The sequence below is a fragment of the Streptomyces sp. NPDC039480 genome, assembly GCF_055597165.1.
The window spans coordinates 1,237,413-1,256,734 of record NZ_JBVITX010000001.1 but is presented as its reverse complement, the minus strand read 5'-3'; the positions used below and the strand labels follow the sequence as shown (position 1 = coordinate 1,256,734).

18 protein-coding genes and 1 pseudogene are annotated in these 19,322 nt (G+C 69.2%); 9 read left to right on the top strand and 10 right to left on the bottom strand.

All coding sequences use genetic code 11. The features are described from left to right. Nucleotides 1–291: 291 nt before the first annotated feature. Nucleotides 292–774, top strand: coding sequence for a hypothetical protein (locus ACZ56E_RS04970; protein WP_471211085.1), 483 nt, complete (start codon nt 292–294; stop codon nt 772–774). Between the two features lie 218 nt (nt 775–992). Here ACZ56E_RS04970 and ACZ56E_RS04965 read toward each other — a convergent pair whose 3' ends face one another. The 5 genes from ACZ56E_RS04965 to ACZ56E_RS04945 all read right to left on the bottom strand — a co-directional run bounded on the left by ACZ56E_RS04965 (nt 993) and on the right by ACZ56E_RS04945 (nt 9,387). Continuing rightward, nucleotides 993–3,182: a WD40/YVTN/BNR-like repeat-containing protein gene (locus ACZ56E_RS04965; protein WP_471211082.1), complete on the bottom strand. Its 2,190-nt coding sequence runs from the start codon at nt 3,180–3,182 to the stop codon at nt 993–995. 48 nt (nt 3,183–3,230) lie between these two features. Next, nucleotides 3,231–5,612: a non-reducing end alpha-L-arabinofuranosidase family hydrolase gene (locus ACZ56E_RS04960; RefSeq protein WP_471211080.1), complete on the bottom strand. Its 2,382-nt coding sequence runs from the start codon at nt 5,610–5,612 to the stop codon at nt 3,231–3,233. A 180-nt stretch (nt 5,613–5,792) separates the two neighbouring features. Continuing rightward, complete coding sequence (locus ACZ56E_RS04955; RefSeq protein WP_471211078.1) at nt 5,793–7,340, bottom strand: sigma-70 family RNA polymerase sigma factor; 1,548 nt, start codon at nt 7,338–7,340, stop codon at nt 5,793–5,795. Nucleotides 7,341–7,453: 113 nt separating this feature from the next. Then, nucleotides 7,454–8,131 (bottom strand): response regulator transcription factor, encoded by a 678-nt coding sequence (locus ACZ56E_RS04950; RefSeq protein ID WP_471211076.1) that lies wholly within the window; start codon nt 8,129–8,131, stop codon nt 7,454–7,456. After that, complete coding sequence (locus tag ACZ56E_RS04945; protein ID WP_471211075.1) at nt 8,128–9,387, bottom strand: sensor histidine kinase; 1,260 nt, start codon at nt 9,385–9,387, stop codon at nt 8,128–8,130. Before ACZ56E_RS04945 ends, ACZ56E_RS04950 begins: the two co-directional genes overlap by 4 nt. A 132-nt stretch (nt 9,388–9,519) precedes the next feature. On the opposite strand from ACZ56E_RS04945, the gene ACZ56E_RS04940 reads away from it, so the two are divergent. From ACZ56E_RS04940 to ACZ56E_RS04925, 4 genes are all read left to right on the top strand, one after another. Continuing rightward, the gene (locus ACZ56E_RS04940; protein WP_471211074.1) at nt 9,520–10,467 is read left to right on the top strand and encodes an ABC transporter ATP-binding protein; all 948 of its coding nucleotides are present in this window, start codon (nt 9,520–9,522) and stop codon (nt 10,465–10,467) included. Next, a complete protein-coding gene (locus ACZ56E_RS04935) occupies nt 10,464–12,029 on the top strand; it encodes an ABC transporter permease subunit (protein ID WP_471211072.1) in 1,566 nt (521 codons plus the stop codon). Before ACZ56E_RS04940 ends, ACZ56E_RS04935 begins: the two co-directional genes overlap by 4 nt. Nucleotides 12,030–12,052: 23 nt before the next feature. Continuing rightward, entirely contained in the window at nt 12,053–12,862 is an 810-nt protein-coding gene (locus ACZ56E_RS04930) for an ABC-2 transporter permease (RefSeq protein WP_471211069.1), read from the top strand. Between the two features lie 312 nt (nt 12,863–13,174). Then, nucleotides 13,175–13,684: a DinB family protein gene (locus ACZ56E_RS04925; protein ID WP_471211068.1), complete on the top strand. Its 510-nt coding sequence runs from the start codon at nt 13,175–13,177 to the stop codon at nt 13,682–13,684. Nucleotides 13,685–13,845: 161 nt separating this feature from the next. Here ACZ56E_RS04925 and ACZ56E_RS04920 read toward each other — a convergent pair. Continuing rightward, nucleotides 13,846–14,594, bottom strand: a pseudogene (locus tag ACZ56E_RS04920) (dienelactone hydrolase family protein). 1,045 nt (nt 14,595–15,639) lie between these two features. On the opposite strand from ACZ56E_RS04920, the gene ACZ56E_RS04915 reads away from it, so the two are divergent. From ACZ56E_RS04915 to ACZ56E_RS04900, 4 genes are all read left to right on the top strand, one after another. Then, nucleotides 15,640–16,236 carry a hypothetical protein gene (locus ACZ56E_RS04915; protein WP_471211065.1) on the top strand — a complete coding sequence of 199 codons (597 nt, stop codon included), beginning with the start codon at nt 15,640–15,642 and terminating at the stop codon, nt 16,234–16,236. A gap of 85 nt (nt 16,237–16,321) precedes the next feature. Further along, complete coding sequence (locus ACZ56E_RS04910; RefSeq protein WP_471211064.1) at nt 16,322–16,657, top strand: hypothetical protein; 336 nt, start codon at nt 16,322–16,324, stop codon at nt 16,655–16,657. Nucleotides 16,658–16,703: 46 nt separating this feature from the next. Continuing rightward, on the top strand, nt 16,704–17,018 hold the full coding sequence (locus tag ACZ56E_RS04905; RefSeq protein WP_471211062.1) for a hypothetical protein: 315 nt from the start codon (nt 16,704–16,706) through the stop codon (nt 17,016–17,018). 171 nt (nt 17,019–17,189) lie between these two features. Continuing rightward, nucleotides 17,190–17,363 (top strand): hypothetical protein, encoded by a 174-nt coding sequence (locus tag ACZ56E_RS04900; protein WP_471211060.1) that lies wholly within the window; start codon nt 17,190–17,192, stop codon nt 17,361–17,363. 45 nt (nt 17,364–17,408) lie between these two features. Here ACZ56E_RS04900 and ACZ56E_RS04895 read toward each other — a convergent pair whose 3' ends face one another. From ACZ56E_RS04895 to ACZ56E_RS04880, 4 genes are all read right to left on the bottom strand, one after another. Further along, a complete protein-coding gene (locus tag ACZ56E_RS04895) occupies nt 17,409–17,783 on the bottom strand; it encodes a hypothetical protein (protein WP_471211058.1) in 375 nt (124 codons plus the stop codon). A gap of 371 nt (nt 17,784–18,154) precedes the next feature. Next, entirely contained in the window at nt 18,155–18,331 is a 177-nt protein-coding gene (locus ACZ56E_RS04890; RefSeq protein WP_471211055.1) for a hypothetical protein, read from the bottom strand. Between the two features lie 42 nt (nt 18,332–18,373). Next, nucleotides 18,374–18,688: a hypothetical protein gene (locus tag ACZ56E_RS04885; RefSeq protein WP_471211053.1), complete on the bottom strand. Its 315-nt coding sequence runs from the start codon at nt 18,686–18,688 to the stop codon at nt 18,374–18,376. 367 nt (nt 18,689–19,055) lie between these two features. Further along, a complete protein-coding gene (locus ACZ56E_RS04880) occupies nt 19,056–19,226 on the bottom strand; it encodes a hypothetical protein (RefSeq protein WP_471211052.1) in 171 nt (56 codons plus the stop codon). Between the last annotated feature and the right edge of the window lie 96 nt (nt 19,227–19,322).

Sequence of the window (19,322 nt, the reverse complement as noted above, 5' to 3'; positions counted from 1 at the left end):
GTACGGCCCGCTTTGCGTGCGCGGGCAGCGAGCCGCCGACCGGGCCCCGCGTTCCTACCACACGTTCCAACCACGCGTTCCAAGCCGTCCGCATACCCCCAGCTCAGGGGACGTTTTGCCATTCCGGCATCCCGACTTCGCCCGAGTTCCTGGCCTGTGGAACAGGTCGGTCCGCAAGCTCTGATCGTCAAGGCCGCGCCCTTGGTCCGCCTCGTTCCTGCCGGTGAGTGCAGCTGCCGGGCCCGGATCGCCCCTGTGGCGCCGGCCATCCGATGAAGGAGAGAGATACACATGCTCAAGGACACCCAACGCCGACGCGCGAGGCGCTCGGTCAGTACCACGGCCGTTCTCCTCACGACGGGCGTCCTGGCGATCGGGGCGCTCGGCGCGACCGCGGCCTCCGCGGCTCCCGCTCCCTCGGCGCCCGCGCAGACGACCGCGACGGCGAAGGCGATGCAGCAGATATCGAGCTACGGAGTCTTCATAGACGGCGCCTACGCGGAGGACATCGCCGGGGTCGACGGGATGACCGATCACCAGGTCACGCTGGCGCGGAGTGACTTCACCAGCCACCTCTTCAACCGGTGGATCGACGAGTGCCTCCGCAACGGCGGCCAGGGCCCCGCCAAGCGGGTCCAGCTCGACGGGCGCAACTGGAACGGAGATCTCTCGAGGCAGTGGATCATGGAGGGAGCCAGGATTATTCGCGTGGATGAGGGCGGCGGCCAGGAACGCGTCACCCTCTACTTCGACCGGATGATCATCGGGGCCTGAGCCACTGAGGTCGCGGCATCTGTACTTTCCGTACCGGGTCCGTACGGATTCCGTGACCGGTACGCCGGTCCGTGCCGAAGCCCTTTCCACACATGCGAGCCATCTCCGCCCGTCCACCCTCGCGGCGCAACGGGTCCGTTGCACCGCAAGCCGCCCTCCCGACCGTGATGTCACCTCGGCCAGGAGGGCGGCCCGCTGTCACGGGTGACGTACGGGGATCAGGACGGGTCGCCGTACTGGAGGCCGCGGCCGTTGGTGCCGACGTAGACGCGGCCGTAGGTGTCGGGGTCGCCGGTCACGACGCCCTGGCTGCCGATGGCGCCCCACTGGTGGGCCTTGTCGTTGACGCGGGTCCAGGTGGCGCCCTTGTCGGTGGAGCGGAAGACGCCGGTGACGTCCTTGACCGTGCCGATCAGGTACAGCGTTTCGTACGAGGTGCGCGGCGCGGCCTTGCCGAAGCCGACCGCCGAGGCGGACGTCACCGAGGTGAGCCGGGTGAACGTGCCGCCACCGTCCGTGGAGTGGAGCAGGCCCTTGCCGCCACCCGTGATCCACAGGTCGCCGGCCCCGCCCGGCAGGGCCTTGAGGCGGCCGTCGGTGGGCAGGCCGGTCGCGCGGGCGGTGAAGGTCGCGCCGCCGTCAGTGCTGGCGTAGAGGGTGCCGCCGGTCAGGGAGTAGAAGGTGCGGGCGGAGGAGCGGTCGGCGACGACCTCTGCCCCCGTGCCGAGCCCCCGCACCTTCGACCAGGTCGCTCCCTTGTCCGTCGAGCGGTACGGGGACTGCCCGGCCTGCGTCCATACCAGCGTGGAGCCGTCCGCCGCGAGGGCGATACGGCCGCTGTGGGCATCGGCCACCGGTTCGGCGGCGAAGCCCTGCCAGGTGGCGCCGCCGTCGGTGGAGTAGGCGCCGTCCTGCTTGCCGCCCGTACCGACCCGCGCCATCACCGACGGCTTCGACGCGGCGTAGTCGATGTCGGTGCTGTTGGTCATCAGCGGGTTCTGCATCCGGCCGGACGGCACCCGCGTCAGGTCGGTGTGGCGGAATCCGCCCTGGTCACCCATGGCGGTCAGGACGGTGGCGCCGCCGGGCGGGGCGACGGCGTCGAGGATCGCCGTCTCCTCAAGTCCCTTGGCCCCTACGGTCCAGTGGCTCGTCCCGGCGTCGGCGTCCTCGCTCCGCCAGATCCCGTTGCCGGTGCCGTACAGCACGTGACCGGAGTCGAATGGGTCGATCGCGAGGGCCGTCATCCAGTGGCCGGTGTGGATGCCCACGTACGGCGCGCCGGAGGCGTCCCGTACGGACTTGTCCGCGAGGGCCTTCCAGGTCGAACCGCCGTCCGTGGTGCGGTAGATCTCGTCCTCGGGGTACCAGCGGCCCAGCGTCGTGACCATCACCGTGGACGGCTTGCGCGGGTCGACCGCGAGTCCCGAGAAGCCGTACGAGCCCTGCGAGGGGGATATGTCCTTCCAGCCCCCTCCGCTCGGTGTGTACTTCCGGACCGAGCCGCCGGTGACGCCGTTGGGTCCGAGGTTGTCGGTGTACGTCACATACAGCGTGCCGTCGCCCGTGACGACACCGTGCTGTGGCAGCTGGCCGGTCGGCTGTCCCGCGACCGCCTGCCAGGTGGCACCGCCGTCGGTCGACCGGTAGAGGGATCGGGACTTGTCGGCGACACCGGCGTACACGGTGTCGCTCCCCTTCGGCCCGTACGTCACGAACGAGATGCCGGCACCGCTGCCCGCCCCGTCCTTGACCGGGAAGGACTCGACCCGACGCCAGCTCGCACCGTAGTCGGTGGACCGCCACAGGCCGTTCTTGCGGGAGCCGAGGAGCAGGTTCGAGTGGTTCGACGGGTCGACGACGAGGCGTTCTCCGGCGCCGCGGCCGTCCTCGTTGCCGCCGAGTTTGAAGGGCAGCTCGGTGCGCTGGAAGGTGCGGCCGCGGTCGGTGGAGCGGAGGATCGCGCCGTTACCCGCCCAGTCGTTGGTGTAGGTGCCCGCGCCGAGGTAGAGCCGGTCGGGGTCGACGGGGTCGGTGGCGAGGGAGTCGATGCCGAGCAGATTCCAGTCCTTCTCGCCGAGCCAGTCGGTGAGCGGGATCCACTTCTCGGCGCGGGCGTTCCAGCGGTAGGCGCCGCCCATGTCGGTGCGCGCGTACAACAGACCCTGCTCACGTTGGTTGAAGACGAGGCCGGAGACGTAACCGCCGCCGACGACCTGCGCGTTCTTCCATACGTACGGCGCTGACGCGGACGTCCGGGCCTTCGCGGCCTGCGAGTCGTCCTGCGTGAGGACCAGGTACGGCACGGCCGCGGCGGGCACCGCGAGCAGCAGGGCGATGGCGCCCCGGCGGCGACGGTGCAGACCGCGCCGCCGGGAGTTCGTGCGGGTGGGGGGTGAGGTGTTCATGGAGGGGACTTGTACTCCTTGTACGTGATGGACTGTCAGCGGAACGGCTCAGCGCTGCAGGGTCAGCACGCCCGGCCGGTACGGCAGCGCGTCGTAGGGGGCGTCCGACTTCGGGTCCTTGCCCTGGTAGAGCAGCTGGAGGCCGCACGGGTCGACGGTCATGGTCTGGTCCGGGTTGGACCGGATCAGGTCACCGTGGCTGATGTCGTCGGTCCAGGTCGCACCGCTGTTGGCCTTGCCCGCGAAGGGGTTGGACTCGGTGGCGGCCTGCGGGGTCCACGTACCGTTCAGGCTGGTCGCCGTGAAGGAGCGGAAGTAGCGCTTCTCGTCGGCACCCCGCGCCTCGACGATCATCAGGTACTGGTTCTGGCCCTGGACCTTGTAGACCTGCGGTGCCTCGAAGAGGTTCTTGACCGTGTCGCTCATGACCGTCGTGTACGACGAGCCGAAGTTGCCGGGGAAGTTCCCGATCGGCATGGACGCCCGGTAGATCTTGCCGTTGTCCCCGGCGAAGAAGAGGTACATGTTCTGGTCGTCGTCGATCAGCGTCTGGTCGATCGGACCGGTCCGGGAGTCGGGCAGGCTGCCGGTGAACAGGGGCTGCGGCGCGGACCAGCCGTTGGGGTTGGCCGGGTCGGCCGAGGTGCGGTAGCTGAAGGGCGAAGCCCCCCACTGGTACGTGAGCACCCAGATCTTCTTCGGCGCGAAGTAGAAGAGGGTGGGCGCGACCGCGTTCTGGTTCATCTTCGTCTGGGTGGCGGTCCCCATCCCGGACCAGTCGGTGAACGGGGCGAACGCCATCGAGCCGTACGAGGTCCCCGTCGACATCGACCCGTAGACGAGATGCTTGCCGTTGTACGGGACGTGGGTGAAGTCCTTCAGCGAGGCCCAGCCGTGGGCGGGCTGCGCGAGGGCGCCGGTCGAGCTCCACTTGTACGTGGACGGCAGCGCGCACGTGCCACCGGCCGACCCGGAGGGAGCGGTCCACTTCTGGTTGCCGACGTCGGCGCAGGTGTACAGCTGGATCTTGGTGCCATTGGACGTGCCCGCGCCGATCGCGTCCACGCACTTGCCGGACTGGACGCCGGAGATCGAACCATTGGTGTTGATGTTCCACTGCTGGTTCGTGCCGCCGTTGCAGTCCCAGATGACCACTTCGGTGCCGTTCGTCGTGCCCTTCGCCTTCGCGTCCAGGCACTTGTCGCCGAACACCTTCAGCTGCTTGGCGGCGGTGTGCGTCCAGCTCTGGTTCGACTGCCCGTCGCAGTCCCTCAGCTGTACTTGAGTGCCGTTGGCGGTCGACGAGTCGGGGACGTCGATGCAGCGGCCGGAGGCCACGCCCTTGATCTCGCCGGTGCCGTCGCCCGTGTCGGCCGGGGTTGTGCCCGACCCGGCGTCGAACGCTTCCTTGACGGCGTCGTACGCGGGCTTCGGCTTCCCGGCCGCGTCGAAGAGCAGCGGCTTCTCGTCCGCGCGCCACGAGTCGCTGTCGCGGACGCCCCACACCGTGATTCCGGTGCAACGCTTCACGCCGAGGCAGGCGTTGACCGCGGTCGCGTAATGCCTGGGGGACGCCTGGGCGATGTCCAGTTCAGTGATCTGCACGTCGACGTCGAGGGCCGCGAAGCTGTCGAGGGTCTTCTTGAAACTGGCCGGCGGGCCGCCCGCCCCGAAGTGGCTCTGGAAGCCGACGCAGTCGATGGGGACACCCCGCGCCTTGAAGTCCTTGACCAGGCGGTACACGCCCTGGGTCTTGGCGGCCGACCAGTCCTCGATGTTGTAGTCGTTGTAGCAGAGCTTCGCGGCCGGGTCGGCCGCGCGGGCGGTGCGGAACGCCTCCTCGATGAAGCCGCTGCCGAGCACCTTCTTGAACACCGAATCGCGCAGCGCACCGCTGCCGCCGTCCTGGAAGGCCTCGTTGACGACGTCCCAGGCGTAGATCTTGCCCTTGTAACGGCCCATCGTGGTCTTGATGTGGTTGTTCGTGACGCTGCGCAGCGTGCCCGGATCGTTGATCGCCTTCACCCAGTCCGGCAGCTGCGAGTGCCACACCGTGGTGTGGCCGCGCAGCCGCTGGCCACGCTCCAGGGACCGGTCGACGATCTTGTCGGCGGCCGCGAACCGGAAGGTGCCGCGGGACGGCTCGATCGCGTCCCACTTCATCTCGTTCTCCGGGGTGATCATGTTGAACTCCCGGTCGGCGATCGACGTGTACGTCGCGTCGCCGAGCCGCCCCGCGGCTATCGCGGTGCCGAAGTACCGGCCCGACGAGGATGCCTCGGCCTCCAGGCTCGCGGCCCCGGCGGAGTTGGGGAGCAACGTCACGACACCGGCCACGAGCGCCGAGGCTGTCAGGCCGATCGTCAGCGTCCGGCGGGGCCGGCGGAGGCGGTGCAGGCCTTTCCGGGATTCGTCGGTGTGTCTGGTCATGGAAGTGGCCTTCTTCAGGGGACAGGTCAGCGGGGAACGCCTGTTTGGGGGCGCCCCTGAAGAGGAGGCTGGGGAAGGTGGGACGGCGTAACGAAAAATGTGCGCGCCCGCGCAGTGAGGGATCTCGCAGCAGAAAAACGTAATGCGGGGCGCGCTTCTGAAGTCAGCGGGTCCCTGCGCTCACGTCCGCGGCGCGCGGACGACGAAAGAGGCCTGGCCGGTGAAGGTACGCGTGCCGTTGGAGCCGTCGAGGCGGATCGATCCGTCGCGGGGCCGCAGGGCGGAGCCCGGGTAGTTGTGCGCGTGCAGAGTCACCGATCCGTCGACCGTCCCGGGGCGCGGGCAGAAGGTGGCGTCCTCCCGGAACAACCGACTGCCGTCGTCGGCGCTCAGGCGCAGCCGCAGGTAGTGGTGGCGCAGATACCGGCCGTCGGCCGCCCGGAACGTGACACACCGGCTGTCGGCGAGCCCCTTGCTGACGGTGAAGGTGGCAGCACCGCTGCTGAGCGTCGCGAAGTCGCCGTCGTACGTGAGGAACTGGCCGGGCCGGTCCACGGACTCGAGGGACCGCACGCCCAGCGGAACCACGGCCGGACCCGACGGTGACGGCGACGGCGTGGCCGACGGAGCCGAGGTGGTCGAGGGAGCCGGGCTGGCCGACGGCGCCCGGCTGACCGAAGGAGCCCGGGTGGTCGTACCGGCCGTCGGCGCGGCGGTGACACCGGGCGCCCGGTGCTCCGGTTCGGGCCAGGCGACGTACGTGGCGGTCCCGGTGACGAGCACCGCACCGGTGGCGAGGGTCGCGATCGGATGGGCGGTCACCGCGTGGAGCTTGCCGAGCAGGGCGCCGCCCCCTGCCGTCGCACCCGTGGCGCTCGCGGTCGCCGCCGTCGTCAGCGTCGTCACCGTCGTACTGGACAGCAAGCCCTTCGCGACCAGCGCCCCGAGGAGCGCCGCCGGCACGGCCAGCGGAGTGAGGCCGGACAAGAGCAACTCGGCCGGTACCCGCTCGGCCGCCGTCGCCGTACATGTCGCGCAGTCGCGCGTGTGCCGTGCGATCCGCTTGCGCCACACGGACGTTCGCGCACCGCCCCAGCCGGAGATGGTCGCACTCAGGCCCGGACAGCGCGGCTCGGCCGCGAGCGCGGCGACGATCGTCCGGCTCAGTTCCAGCTGCTCGCGCATGCGCTGCAGGCGAACCCCTGTGTGGGAGACGCCGAGGCCTGTCGCGTCGGCGATGTCCTGGCGGCTGAGCAGCCCGGCGCACTCCTGCCACCACAGCGAAAGGAGCACCCGGTGTTCCGGGTCGAGCCAACGGCTGGCTTCGACCGTCTGTCCGCGCTCGTCCGACATGCGCAACCGCAGGATCGTCGTTTCCTCCAGAGGGGCGGCGGTGTCCGGCACCGGGAGCGCCTCGTCGAGGAGCGTGGTCCGGTCGGCGAGTGTGCGCTGCCGCTGCCAGTACGTGTTGACCTGCCGAAGCGTGATGGACACCAGCCACGAACGGAAGCTCTCAGGGGCCCGCAGGGCGGGCAGGTCGCGTACCGCGCGCAGCAACGTCTCCTGGACCACGTCGTCCACGTCGGCGTGGCCGCTCAGCGCCCGTCCGACGATGTTGTACAACAACGGCAGATACGCGGAAACGAGTTCCTCGCGCGCCCGCTCGTCACCGCGCTGCGCCGCGACGACCAGCCTCACGTGATCCGCGTCCATGAGCACCGGTCCCATCTCTTCAGGGGAGTGATCCGCCGAGTACGGCGCCACACCTTAACCGTGTGGACCACGACGTCGTCCCCCAGGGTGACAAAAATGATCATGAGGCGGACTCCCCGGCGCCCCGCTCAGTCGGGTGGAGCGCCGGCGTCGATGATCCGATACCCCACGCCGGGTGTGGTGGCGATGACCGGAGGGGTGCCGAGTTTGCGGCGCAGGCGGCTGATGGTCACCGTGACGGTGTTGGTGAACGGGTCGGCGTGCTCGTCCCACACCTGTTCGAGGAGGTCCTCCGCGCTGAGGAAGGCGGGGCTCGCATCCAGGAGGGCTTCGAGTACCGCGAACTCCTTTACGGACAGGTCGAGTTGGCGGCCTTCGCGGCTGGCGGTGCGGCGCATCGGGTCGAGTTCGATGCCCGCCGTGCGCAGGGTGCGGGACCGGGCGGCAGGGCGGCGTCGGGCCAGGGCGCGGATGCGCAGGACGAGTTCGGGGAAGTGGAAGGGCTTGGTCAGGTAGTCGTCGGCGCCCAGGGTCAGGCCACTGACCCGGTCTCCAGGTGAGACGGCGGCGGTCAGCATGAGGACCATCACGGGCCTGTCCCGTTCGGTGATCATCTGGCAGAGGGTGTCGCCGTGGATGCCCGGCAGGTCGCGGTCGAGCACGACGACGTCGTACGTGTTGACGTCCAGCTTGGCCGCGGCGTCGAGCCCGTCGTGGGCCATGTCCACGGCCATGCCCTGGTCGCGCAGTCCCTCGGCGATGACTTCGGCGAGGGGGCGGGCGTCCTCGACCACCAGGACTCTCAACGCGCCGCGCCCGTCTGGGTGTCGGGGGCTGCCGCCGTCACCCTGCCGTCCGTGCGGGGCAGGGTGACGGTGACTCGCAGGCCGCCATCGGGGCGGGCGCGCAGGTCAAGGGTGCCGTGGTGGGCCTGGGTGATGGCCGCGACGATGGAGAGGCCGAGGCCGCTGCCCCGGCCGGTGCCGGTCCGGTCTGCGCCGAGGCGGCGGAAGGGCCGTGCGAGGTCCGCCACCCGCCGCTGGTCGAGGACCGGTCCACTGGACTCGACGACGAGGGACACTGCGCCCGCGTCGCCTCCTTCGGCCCGTACCGCGACACTGATCCAGCCCCCGGGGTCGTTGTGCGCGATCGCGTTGTCGACCACGTTGTCGGCCACGCGGCGCAGCAGCGTCCGACTGCCCCACACCCACGCGGAGTCGTCGATCTGGTCTTCGCGCACGGTCAGGTCCTTGGCCGCGATGTCTTGTGCCCGTCCGGTCAGGGCGGTCAGCGCGAGTTGCCCGAGGGCGAGGCGCGCCGAGTCGGTGAACTCGCCGTGCTGAGTGCGAGCCAGGATGAGGAGGCTCTCCAACAGCCGGTCCATCCGGTCGAGTTCGGCGCGCATCCGGGCGGCAAGTGTGGCCGTGGTCTCGGGTATGGGGCCCGGCTTGGCGAGGGCCACGTCCAGGGAGGCCCGCATCGTGGTGAGTGGGGTGCGGAGCTCGTGGGAGGCGTTGGCGACGAAGAGGCGCTGGGCGTCGAACGAGCTCTCCAGGCGGCCGAGGAGGTCGTCGATGGTGTCGGCGAGGTCCTTCACCTCATCCCCGGGGCCGCCGACGGCCAGGCGTTCGTGCAGGCTGTCGGCGGTGATCCGGCGGGTTGCCGCTGTCATCACGCGCAGCGGGCGCAGCACGCGGCCGGCGACGAACCAGCCGAGGCCGACCGAGATCACCGCCATGACACCGAGGGCGATGGCGGAGCCGATCAGGATCTGCTGGGACTGGGTGTCGTGCGCCTGGGCCAGCTGCTGCTCCAGCTCCTCGATGCGGCTTTGGGCCTGTGCCGCCGTCGCGGGCTGATCGGTGCCGCTATCGGGGACGGCCCGGCTGGAGCGCGATCCGCCGGATGCCACGACGGCCGCGATGGCGAGCAGCGCCGTACCCGACAGCAGGAACAGAGTCACGTACAAGGCAGTGAAGCGGGTGCGGGCCGTGCCACGGCGCAGGCCGAGCCGGGCGGTCAGGCCCGCGAGCCATCGGGGCGGACCCCATTCCATCCGCATGCTCCCCCCTCTCGCCACCACACCAGGGCCCGTACCGGGACACCTACAGGCCAGGCTAAGCCGAGGTGCCTAACAGCGAGATGACAGCGGCCGTTCGGCTCCTGTAACCCGCTCCGCCACAGGGTGGGCGCCATGAGCGATGAGAGTACGAAGGCGACGATCGAGGTCACCGGTCTGCGTAAACGCTTCGGGCCACGGCTGGCTCTCGACGGGATGACGTTCACCGTGCGGCCCGGGCGGGTGACCGGCTTCGTCGGCCCGAACGGCGCGGGCAAGTCCACCACCATGCGCGTGATCCTGGGCCTTGACGCGGCTGAGGAGGGAAAGGCCCTGGTCGAAGGGGTGCCGTACCGCACCCTGCGCCGCCCCCTTCGGCATCTGGGGGCGCTCCTCGACGCCTCCGCGCTGCAGCCGAGCCGCACCGCCCGTAACCACCTGCTGTGGCTGGCCCATTCACAAGGGGTGCCGGCCCGGCGGGTCGATGAGGTCATGGAGCAGGCCGGCCTGGGCACGGCGGCCCGGCGCAGGGCCGGCGGCTTCTCGCTGGGCATGCGCCAGCGCCTGGGGATCGCGGCGGCGCTGCTCGGTGACCCGCCGGTCGTCATGCTGGACGAGCCGTTCAACGGCCTCGACCCCGACGGCATCGTGTGGATGCGCGGCTTGCTGTCGTCGCTGGCCCGGCAGGGCCGCGCCGTTCTGGTCTCCAGTCACCTGATGAGTGAACTCGAAGACACCGCGGACCATCTCGTGGTGATCGGCCGCGGCCGGGTGGTCGCGGACACCAGCGTGTCCGAACTGCTCGCCGCGGCGGGCGGCGGCCGCGTCACCCTGCGTACCTCCGCGCCTGTGCGTGCCACCCAGGTCCTGCAAGACGCGGACGCCACCGTTCTCACCACCGGCCCCGACACCCTCGGCGTCACGGGCCTGCCCGACGAGGAGATCGTGGCCCTGCTCGCCCGGAACGGGGTGCCGTTCTCCCAGGTGTCCGCGCATCGGGCGACGCTCAAGGAGGCGTACATGGAACTCACCCGGGACGCGGTGGAGTACCGGGGCATCCCAACGCGGGAGGCCACGCGATGACCATCACCCTCACCCCGCGCTCCCCGGCCAAGAGGCACGCTGAGCGCGGCGGGTTCCTCAGGACGCTGCACGCCGAGTGGACGAAGTTCCGTACGGTACGCGGCTGGATCCTCGCCATGGTGGGGGCGCTCCTGGCGACGATCGCGGTCGGCCTGCTCGGCACGGCCGCCCCCGCCCCCGGCGATGGCGGCGCCGACTCCGCCTCGTATCCGAAGGGTCCCGGCGGGGAGGCCGTCAACGACAGCTTCTACTTCGTCCGCAAGACGCTCACCGGCGACGGCACTCTCACCGTTCCCCTGCGGTCGCTGACCGGCGTGGTCGACAACGGGACCGGCGAGACGGCGCGGGGCGTCCAGCCCTGGGCGAAGGCCGGGATCATCGTGAAGGAGAACCTCACCCAGGGATCGCCGTACGCGGCGGTCATGGCCACCGGCGGCCACGGCGTGCGCATGCAGTACGACTACACGCACGACACGGCGGGCCCCTCCCCCGGCAAGGTCTCCCAGGAGTCCCCGCGCTGGCTGCGCCTGGTCCGCTCCGGTGACAGTCTCACCGGTTCCACCTCCACCGACGGCTCCCACTGGACCGAGATCGGCCGTGCGAAGCTGCCTGGGCCTGCGCGCACTGTGCAGGCAGGGCTGTTCACGACGTCACCGGAGGCGAAGCAGGGCACCGGGGCGGGCGCGGGCTTCAGCCCCGCCGTGGCCACCGGCGCCTTCGGCCGCCCCGCCCTCACCGGCGACTGGTCCCGGGGTGCGTGGCGGGGCACACAGGTGGGCGGTGACGCGGGCACCTCCGGCAGCTATACGAACACCGTCAAGGGCGGCTTCACCCGGACCGACGGCGGCGGGTTCACCGTGACCGGGGCCGGTGACATCGCACCGGTCGTCGGCGGGCCCGTCATGGGCGTCGGCTTCTCCGTCGAGAACTTCCTCGTCGGCACCTTCGTCGGTCTGATCGTGGTGATCACCGTGGGCACGGTGTTCATCACCGGCGAATACCGGCGCGGTCTGCTGCGTACGACCATGGCGGCGACTCCCCTGCGGGGCCGGGTGCTTGGCGCCAAGGCGCTGGTGACCGGGGTCGTGGCGTTCGCCATGGGCCTGGCGGCCGCCGCGATCACCATCCCCCTCGGGGGACACAGTGCGCGTGGCAGGGGCTTCCATGTCTTCCCCGTCGCGTCGGCGACCGAAGTGCGCGTCACGGTCGGCACCGGCTTGCTCTGTGCGGCCGTCGCCGTGTTCGCCCTCGGCGCCGGTGCCCTGCTGCGGCGCAGCGGGACGGCGGTCGTCCTGGTCGTCACATCGATTGTGCTGCCCTTCCTGCTTGCCACCTCCGGCGTACTGCCCCCGGGCGTCTCGGAGTGGCTGCTGCGGGTGACCCCGGCTGCGGGCTTCGCCATCCAGCAGACCCTGCCGCGGTACGCGCAGGTACTCAGCGTGTACGAGCCGTCGACCGGCTACTACCCGCTGGCGCCATGGGCCGGCCTCGCCGTGCTGTGCGGATACGCCACGATCGCCTTCGGTCTGGCCGTGGCGCGGCTGCGCGGGAGGGACATATGAGTCTCCTGAGCGGTGCACGACTCATGAGCACGGCGGACGGCGCGTGGCGAGGAGGCTTCGGCCGCGCCGTGCACGCCGAGTGGACGAAGTTGCGCACCGCAGGAGACATGGGCGGGCTGCTCCTGCTCGCCGTCGCGCTGACCGTGGCCGTCGGCTGCGGCACCGCCAAGACCGTGAAGTGCCCGGACACGGGGTGCGGCCAGGACGCCGTCGAGCTCGCCCTGACCGGTGTCACCGTCGGGCAGGCGGTCATCGCCGTTTTCGCAGTGCTGGTTGTCAGCGGCGAGTACGGCACCGGGATGATCCGCACCACGTTCACGGCGGTGCCGAACCGGCTCACCGTCCTCACGGCCAAGGCGACGGTCCTCACCACGGTCGTCCTGGCCTCCGGGACGGTTGCCGTCCTGGCCTCCCTCCACGCCGGCCGCTACATCCTCCCGGGCAACGGATTCACCGAGGCGCACGGCTACGCCCCGCTGTCCCTGACCGACGGCCCGACCCTGCGCGCGGCCGCGGGCTCGGTTCTCTACCTCGTCCTGATCGCCCTGATCGGCCTCGGTGTGGCGACGGCGGTACGACAGGCGGCACCCGCCATCGGAATCGTGCTCGGCCTTCTCTACCTCTTCCCGATTCTCACCCAGGTGGTCAACGACCCAGAGTGGCAGCGCCACCTCCAGCAGATCTCACCCATGACCGCCGGACTCGCCATCCAAGCCACCATCCATCTGCACGAGATGCCCATCGCCCCATGGGCCGGCCTGAGCGTGCTCGCCATGTGGGCCGCAGCCGCGCTGCTGGTCGGCGGCGTGCTGCTGCACAGGCGCGACGCGTAGCCGAATCGGGCCGGCCGCGAGCACGGTGGGTTCGGGCCCCTCCCCCGTCCCGGTGCTTAGCCCGGTCGCCGCAGTGGGCTGCGCCGAACCGCTGTTCTTGGCGGAGCTGGGCGAACGGCTCCTGGCCGAGAGGGAGCTGAGCAAGGGCTACGTGCCCAAGCCCGAGCGTACTCAGCACAACGACGACGTCACGGTGATCGGGTGCCCCGCCCTCCTGGTGACAGTCAAGTCCGGTTGTCCACCCTCGTATCGGGACAGCCGACGCGAGTAGATACTGGCCCTGAATGCAGGCACGGATGAGGAGCGCGGCCAGTGACCAGCGACAATCGCATAGGACCGCCCAGCATCGGAAGCGAACGCGACACACTGCGGGCTTTCCTCGACTACCACCGCGCGACCCTCGCCATGAAGTGCGAAGGGCTCAGTGACGAGGAGTTGCGGCAGCAGCCGATGCCACCGTCCACGCTTTCCCTGCTCGGCCTGGTGCGGCACATGGCGGAGGTGGAGCGTGCTTGGTTCCGTCGAGTGTTCCAGGATCACGACGCGCCGATGGTCTGGTCCGACGAGATTGACTTCCAGGCGGCGTACGACGCGAGCGCGTCGACGAGGGACGAGGCGTTCGTAGCGTGGGAGGCCGAGGTGGTGAACTCGCGCCGTATCGAGCGGGAGGCTGATTCCCTCGACCAGGTCGGGTATCAGCCAAGATGGGGTGAGGAGGTATCGCTGCGGATGGTGATGGTGCACGTGCTTCTGGAGTACGGCCGCCACAACGGCCACGCGGATTTTCTGCGTGAGGGTATCGACGGGACCGTGGGCGCCTGAGCCTGCAGGAACCACCGAGCTCCAATCGCTGATTCATTCCGTCGTCCCGACAGATACGCCGTGAACTGCGCGAGCGTTCCCAGTTGGCTTTGTTCACGAGAACCGACAGCACAGGTAGACGAGTCAGGGCAGCACCCGAAGCTCGGCAGCTGTCGAGCAGTTCATGGCTTCAGGCAGAGATGTCGGGTGAAGAACTGGGCCGCGGCGTCTCCCGCGAACTGTGGGACGCCTGTGTGCCCGCCCATGTTGGCGTGCAGCGTCTTCTCCCTGGAGCCGAAGGCGTCGAACAGGTCCAGGGCCGCCTGCCGGTCGTTGCCTTCGTCGTCCCACTGCAGCAGGACGTGCAGAGGAATGGTGACCTGGCGGGCCTCCTCGAGAATGGCGCGAGGGATGAAACTCCCGGCGAACAGAACAGCGGCCGAGATGCGTGGCTCGACCACCGCCAGCCGGGTCGCGATGGAGATCACTCCCCCGAATAGCCGACCGGGCCGTCGATCTCGGGCAGCGACAGGAGAGCGTCCAGGGCGGCCTGCCATTCCGGGACGGCCTTGTCGACCAGCGGGAGGATGAGGGCGTCGATGGTCTCGTCGCCGACTGGTTCGCCGGCCTGCAGCGCGCGGCGCAGGTCGGTGAGGGCCTGCTCGGCGCCGGGCAGGCGGGGCCGGTCGCCGTTGCCGGGGAGCTCGATGGTGGCCGTGGCGAAGCCTTCCGCCGCGGCGTGCCGGGCTCGGCCCACCAGTCGGGGGTACGCCCTGGGCAGCCCGACAGGAGGGGGGCTGAGCAGGATCAGCGGCGCCGGTGCGGCAGCGGATGTGGATCCGGGCGTCCACAGAATGCCGGTGATCTCACCGAGGGTGAATTCGCGTTCGAGGGCGCCGTCGTCGAGGCGCTGCTCGGAAATGAAATGCATGGTCGTGCCTTTCGGAAGTGCACTGGAACGGCGCTCCCAGACGACCTATCGTCCGACCGTGACCCCGAAGGGGAGCACCCACGTCGATACTGCGTTCACGGGTACCACCTCCTCGATCTCTCGCACGGCCTCCGGAAACGTAACAGTGGTCGCCCTCGGCCGCCAACGGGATTTCGCGGAGCCTCCGTGGCACCGCCTCAGATCCACCACTCGGGGAGGCCCATGGCCAGTTCCTGCGTTGGCATTTCACGTCTCGCGTTGGCGACTCCGACCGCGCCCGCACGGCAAAAGCCCGTTGGCCAGGCCTCGCCGCCGGGGTGTTGCGGCGTGGTGGGGATGAGCCATGCGCGGGTGCAACTCTGCCACAGGGTGTGCGCGGTGTTGACCCAACGGACTGTCGACCCGAGAACGCCGTCGTTCGGAGAAATCTCTGTCCGAACTACGCGCCCCTGCCCTGGCTCACAGTGCCGCAATGACGGGGCAACGCCACCCGAGTCCATCGGACGAGGCGGTCGAGAACCTCCAACACGATCTTCTGGCGCCCAGGCGGCAGAAATGGCCAGGTCAACCACGCGGGCGCGGATAACAACACCCCTGGACCTTGACGGTAAGGACGAAATCGAGCACCTGCTGCCGGTGGCGAGAGCACGAAACCCGGCGAGCCGACATCCAGGGCCTTCGTCCAGAATCTGCTCGGCCTGCCCGCCGCTGTGCGCGGGGCTATCCGTGTCGGGCTGGACGACTGCTACGGCACCGTCATGGCACTGCGGTAGAACACAATCGCCTCGGAGTTCCATGGCGGCGGGAAAGACGAGGCCCGGATCCTGGCGCTGGAAGTGCTCCTCGGCTTGTGGAACGAGGACTTGACCAGCTCGAGAAGGAGCTCTCAGGCGAGCTGGGTCACAGAGCAGACAAGCGTCGGCGCACGACCACACCCACCGCTTTCGGAGACCGAGTCATCCAGGCCGTCCCCGATCTTGAACGCGCGACGGGGGCGCTGAGGCCCTGGGCGACGCAGCCTGACAACGTCGTCGACAATCACCCCATGGATGTCACCGAGCTGCTCGAATCGGCTTCCCTTCTGGTCCCGGAAGAGATCGCTACCGAAAACGACGTCACAGTGCGAGACGTCTGGGACTACCTCGCCCACGACGAATGGAAGATCGCCCTGAGCCTGCTGGAGGAGCTCGGGGACGGGCCTCCACTGCCCTTGTCGTTTTGGGAGCAGCTGGCTGAGGCAGCTGAGCAACTCCGCCTTGAGCGGAGCGCAGCCTGGTGCCACTGGCGGTGTTCTGAGATTCGAAACGGGATGGTCCGGGCGGATCTGACACTTCGTCCAGCCGCAGAAGCTCGACGCAGGACACCGATCGTCGGCCACGGGGTTTTGCGGCCCATGTGGGACATCGGGAACCTCTCACCCGCTGGGGGTGCTTCGGTGAGCATCGCCGGGCTCTGGGTCGAGGACATGCCCTTTCTGGAGCCCGGCGGCCGGGCCATTGTTCGCCTCGTGCCTCTCACGCCGTCTCACTGGAAGCACGTCGAAACCGGCCAAGAGATCAGCATGCATGAGGACCGGGCCGTGGCCGGCACCGCAGTCGTGCTGGAGGTTGATCTTCCCGCCACCGCCATGCCCACGAGCTGACGTCGACCGTCCCAGACCTCTCACTGGCGCAGATAATCACCGTAGCTCGTGGAGCACACACAGGACTGAACCGACAGGGGGGAAGATGGCGCTGAACAAGAAAGGCTCGCGGCGTATAACCGTCGACGGGATCGAGTACTGCTGGCGGATCCGCAGGAAGCCCTCCTACATGCAGGGACTCTGCTGGACACCCATGACCTACGCGGTCGAAGCGGCCGGCGGCAACCAGCCGGGCACGACCTTGGTCGTCACCAGCGGCCAGGCCCATTCCGGTAACTGGATGGACATCGAGACGGAGCCCATTCGCCCAGCTCATGTTGCTGCCAGCATTCGAGCAGCACGGAATCAAGGCTGGGAACCTACCCGGGGCGGCTCTCCGTTCCAGCTCGACCGATCCGCAGGATTCAATGCCCACCCATGAGACAGAGCGGAGTGGCGCGACGCATCTGGCCCGGCATCATGGCCTGGTGACCACATGGATTCGCTGCTACTGGGACGAGGACGATACCTGGTTCTACTTCGAGGTCGACGCCGAAGGCTGGGTGATCCGGCAGGTCGAACTCGAAGGGCCTGAACTGATCCCGATCGCAGCAGCCTCCCTCGCCGAGTGGCAGGGAGCCCGCGACGCAGGGCGCCTCGATGAGTACGACAGCAGGTTCGGGATCACGGCCGAGCTGCCCGTCTCGGAATGGGAAGGCCACGACCCCGAACAACTCACCTTCGAGGAGTTCGAGGAAGTCTGGGGGGCTGCCCGGCGCCAGATTGCGGCCCGGCCCAGTTGACGAGTCCAGGTTCGAGTGGTGCGTGTGGAGGGCTGGGACCGGGTGATCGGGACGACCCTGGTCGTCGATCCCAAGCGTGGGGCCCTTCGTCCGGTAACGGACTACGAGGACTTTTCCCATTTGGAGCGAGCTGATTAGGTCGTGGCCGCGGTGCCGGGTGGAGGGTGGCTGGTGCACTCGAAGGATGAGAGGCCAGGGGGCACGCCGCTGACGGAGCAGGTCCTGGCCTGGCTCATCACCTCGCAGGGGCGGGCGACAGCCGTCACGGTCGATGCCCAGGGGCATGTTGAGGATGCCGATGGCGCCGACGCCTTCATCCCGCCGGGCGAGGGCCCGGTGTCCTGACCGGAGCTGGCCAGGCCACGTCGCTTCCGCCGGCCGGGCACTCGATCAGTCGTTGATCACGCGCTGAAAGATCTCGGAGAACTCGCCGTTCCCCATCAGTCCGGCGATCACGGCGGTCATGTTGTCGATGCCGGGATCCCTGACGATCAGACCGTCCGAGACCCAGAAGTACCGGCCCCCGAGGGCCTCGTCGGTCCCTGCCCAGAGCTTCATCAGGCGCTCGACTTCCGCGACGGTGAACACGGTCGCAGTCCAACGAGATCCATCTTTCAGAGTCACGCAGACATCGACGTTGCAGACCTCGTCCAAGTCCTCGCCGTTGCTGGGCAGGAACGACGCCTGAAAGTCCTCCGTGCGGACCCGATACCAGGGCTCGTCCCACCCTCGCTCGATCGCTTCGGACGATGTGCTGTGGCTCATCGCGCGAGTGTCCCTGGTCGGAGCGTTCATCTCAACCGAGATCCTCTGCCGCACTGCTGTCCGCGGTCAGAGCTGGGGACATTCGTCCGTACGCAACTGGGGAGGAAATTTCGTATGCCGACATCGCGAAGGCTTCTTGACATCATCGCGGCATGACGCCGCCCCTGTCGGTGGCCGCGTCGCCCGAGGAGCGCGCCGAGTTGAGCGGCTGCCCCCACATACTGCGGCCCCGCTCCCGGTGAGAAGCCGCAGAAGACACAGACGGAAAGGGAGGCGCTCATCGGTTCTCCTCACGCAGCGGCTCGATTCCGTACGCGAGTCAAACAGCGGCCGGACGCCCCTTCCGGCAGTTTCGCGGGCAGCATGTGCGGTCAGCTGCCCCCTCGTGGGTCCGCCCGGGTCTTGTCCCGCGTGCGCAGCGCGCTGCTCGTATGACGGTCGCTTCTGAACTCGTACGTACGGCCTCCGGGCAGCAGCTTGAAGGCGAGGACTCCGGCCAGCAGGATCAGCACGGCCTGGATGTTCAGGGCGGGGAGGGTACCGGTCAACCCAGCCTCCCGTAAGGGGTGTCGCACGGCTTCCGTGGCCGGTCACTCGCTGCGCCCCCTCGCATCCAGCCTCGGAAAGAGGCGCACCCCTGTATAGGTCAGCACGGCCCCCTCCGGCGGGTCGTCCCTCACGGTGGCCAGGTAGGGCCGCAACAGCGCGTCGATCTTCTCGGCAAGCTCCCGGGCTTCCTGCGGGGTGGCCCGCAGCATGTAGTTGTCCAGCCGAGCGGCCGCGAGCCACTGGGGGTCGAGGGTGTCACGTCGGGCCAGGAAGCGGCGGGTCAGCTCGTCCTCGTCCGCGAGGCCGGCCGCGATCATCGCGTCCTGCTCGGCCATGGTGGCGTCGTCCGCGCTCATCTCGCCGAAGTCCAGCCCGACCTGCGCGGCGCGCCAGGGGCGCTCACGCTGGTCTGTCGCGTCGGCCGCCTCGACCAGGCCGTACCGTGCCAGCTGCCGGATACCAGCTGATGTTCGAGGCGCTCGATCCGACCTCGGCCGCGCACTCGCTGGCCGTACGCGGCCCGACAGCCATCAGGTACTGGAGCAGTGCCAGCCGCAGTGGGTGTGTCAGCGCCGCAGCTGCCGGGGATCCTTTACCTGCCGCCCCGGAGGTGGAGCCTGCCCGTCCTTCATCTGAAAGATTACTTTCGAAAGCTTTCTTTCCTTCTTGCTCGCGACACACGGGCTGTCCAGTGACGGACCGGAGCGGCCAGAGGGGCGTCTGTTACGAGTCGAAAAGTCCGGCGCCCTGCTCCAGGACATCGGCGGATCCGGCATCGCGGAAGACCTGCGCGGCGTGGACGGCGGGCACGGAGGGCTTCTCGCCGTACATGCCGGGGTGGGCCGTGTAGGTGTCCTGCCAGTGCTGCCGCTGCTTCGGCCAGGTCCTTGGCATCGTCGCGCATGTCTGCTCGTTCCCCTTGCCGGATCTGCCGGATCTGCCGGACAACCCAGAGGACCCTGGGCAGGGCCTGGCGTACTTGGGCAGCGG

Bases quoted from the DNA above. Each gene is read 5' to 3' on its own strand.
- ACZ56E_RS04970 (WP_471211085.1), top strand. From the start codon at position 292: ATGCTCAAGGACACCCAACGCCGACGCGCGAGGCGCTCGGTCAGTACC.
- ACZ56E_RS04965 (WP_471211082.1), bottom strand. From the start codon at position 3,182: ATGAACACCTCACCCCCCACCCGCACGAACTCCCGGCGGCGCGGTCTG.
- ACZ56E_RS04960 (WP_471211080.1), bottom strand. From the start codon at position 5,612: ATGACCAGACACACCGACGAATCCCGGAAAGGCCTGCACCGCCTCCGC.
- ACZ56E_RS04955 (WP_471211078.1), bottom strand. From the start codon at position 7,340: ATGGGACCGGTGCTCATGGACGCGGATCACGTGAGGCTGGTCGTCGCG.
- ACZ56E_RS04945 (WP_471211075.1), bottom strand. From the start codon at position 9,387: ATGCGGATGGAATGGGGTCCGCCCCGATGGCTCGCGGGCCTGACCGCC.
- ACZ56E_RS04940 (WP_471211074.1), top strand. From the start codon at position 9,520: ATGAGCGATGAGAGTACGAAGGCGACGATCGAGGTCACCGGTCTGCGT.
- ACZ56E_RS04935 (WP_471211072.1), top strand. From the start codon at position 10,464: ATGACCATCACCCTCACCCCGCGCTCCCCGGCCAAGAGGCACGCTGAG.
- ACZ56E_RS04930 (WP_471211069.1), top strand. From the start codon at position 12,053: ATGAGCACGGCGGACGGCGCGTGGCGAGGAGGCTTCGGCCGCGCCGTG.
- ACZ56E_RS04915 (WP_471211065.1), top strand. From the start codon at position 15,640: ATGGATGTCACCGAGCTGCTCGAATCGGCTTCCCTTCTGGTCCCGGAA.
- ACZ56E_RS04910 (WP_471211064.1), top strand. From the start codon at position 16,322: ATGGCGCTGAACAAGAAAGGCTCGCGGCGTATAACCGTCGACGGGATC.
- ACZ56E_RS04895 (WP_471211058.1), bottom strand. From the start codon at position 17,783: ATGAGCCACAGCACATCGTCCGAAGCGATCGAGCGAGGGTGGGACGAG.
- ACZ56E_RS04885 (WP_471211053.1), bottom strand. From the start codon at position 18,688: ATGAGCGCGGACGACGCCACCATGGCCGAGCAGGACGCGATGATCGCG.
- ACZ56E_RS04880 (WP_471211052.1), bottom strand. From the start codon at position 19,226: ATGCCAAGGACCTGGCCGAAGCAGCGGCAGCACTGGCAGGACACCTAC.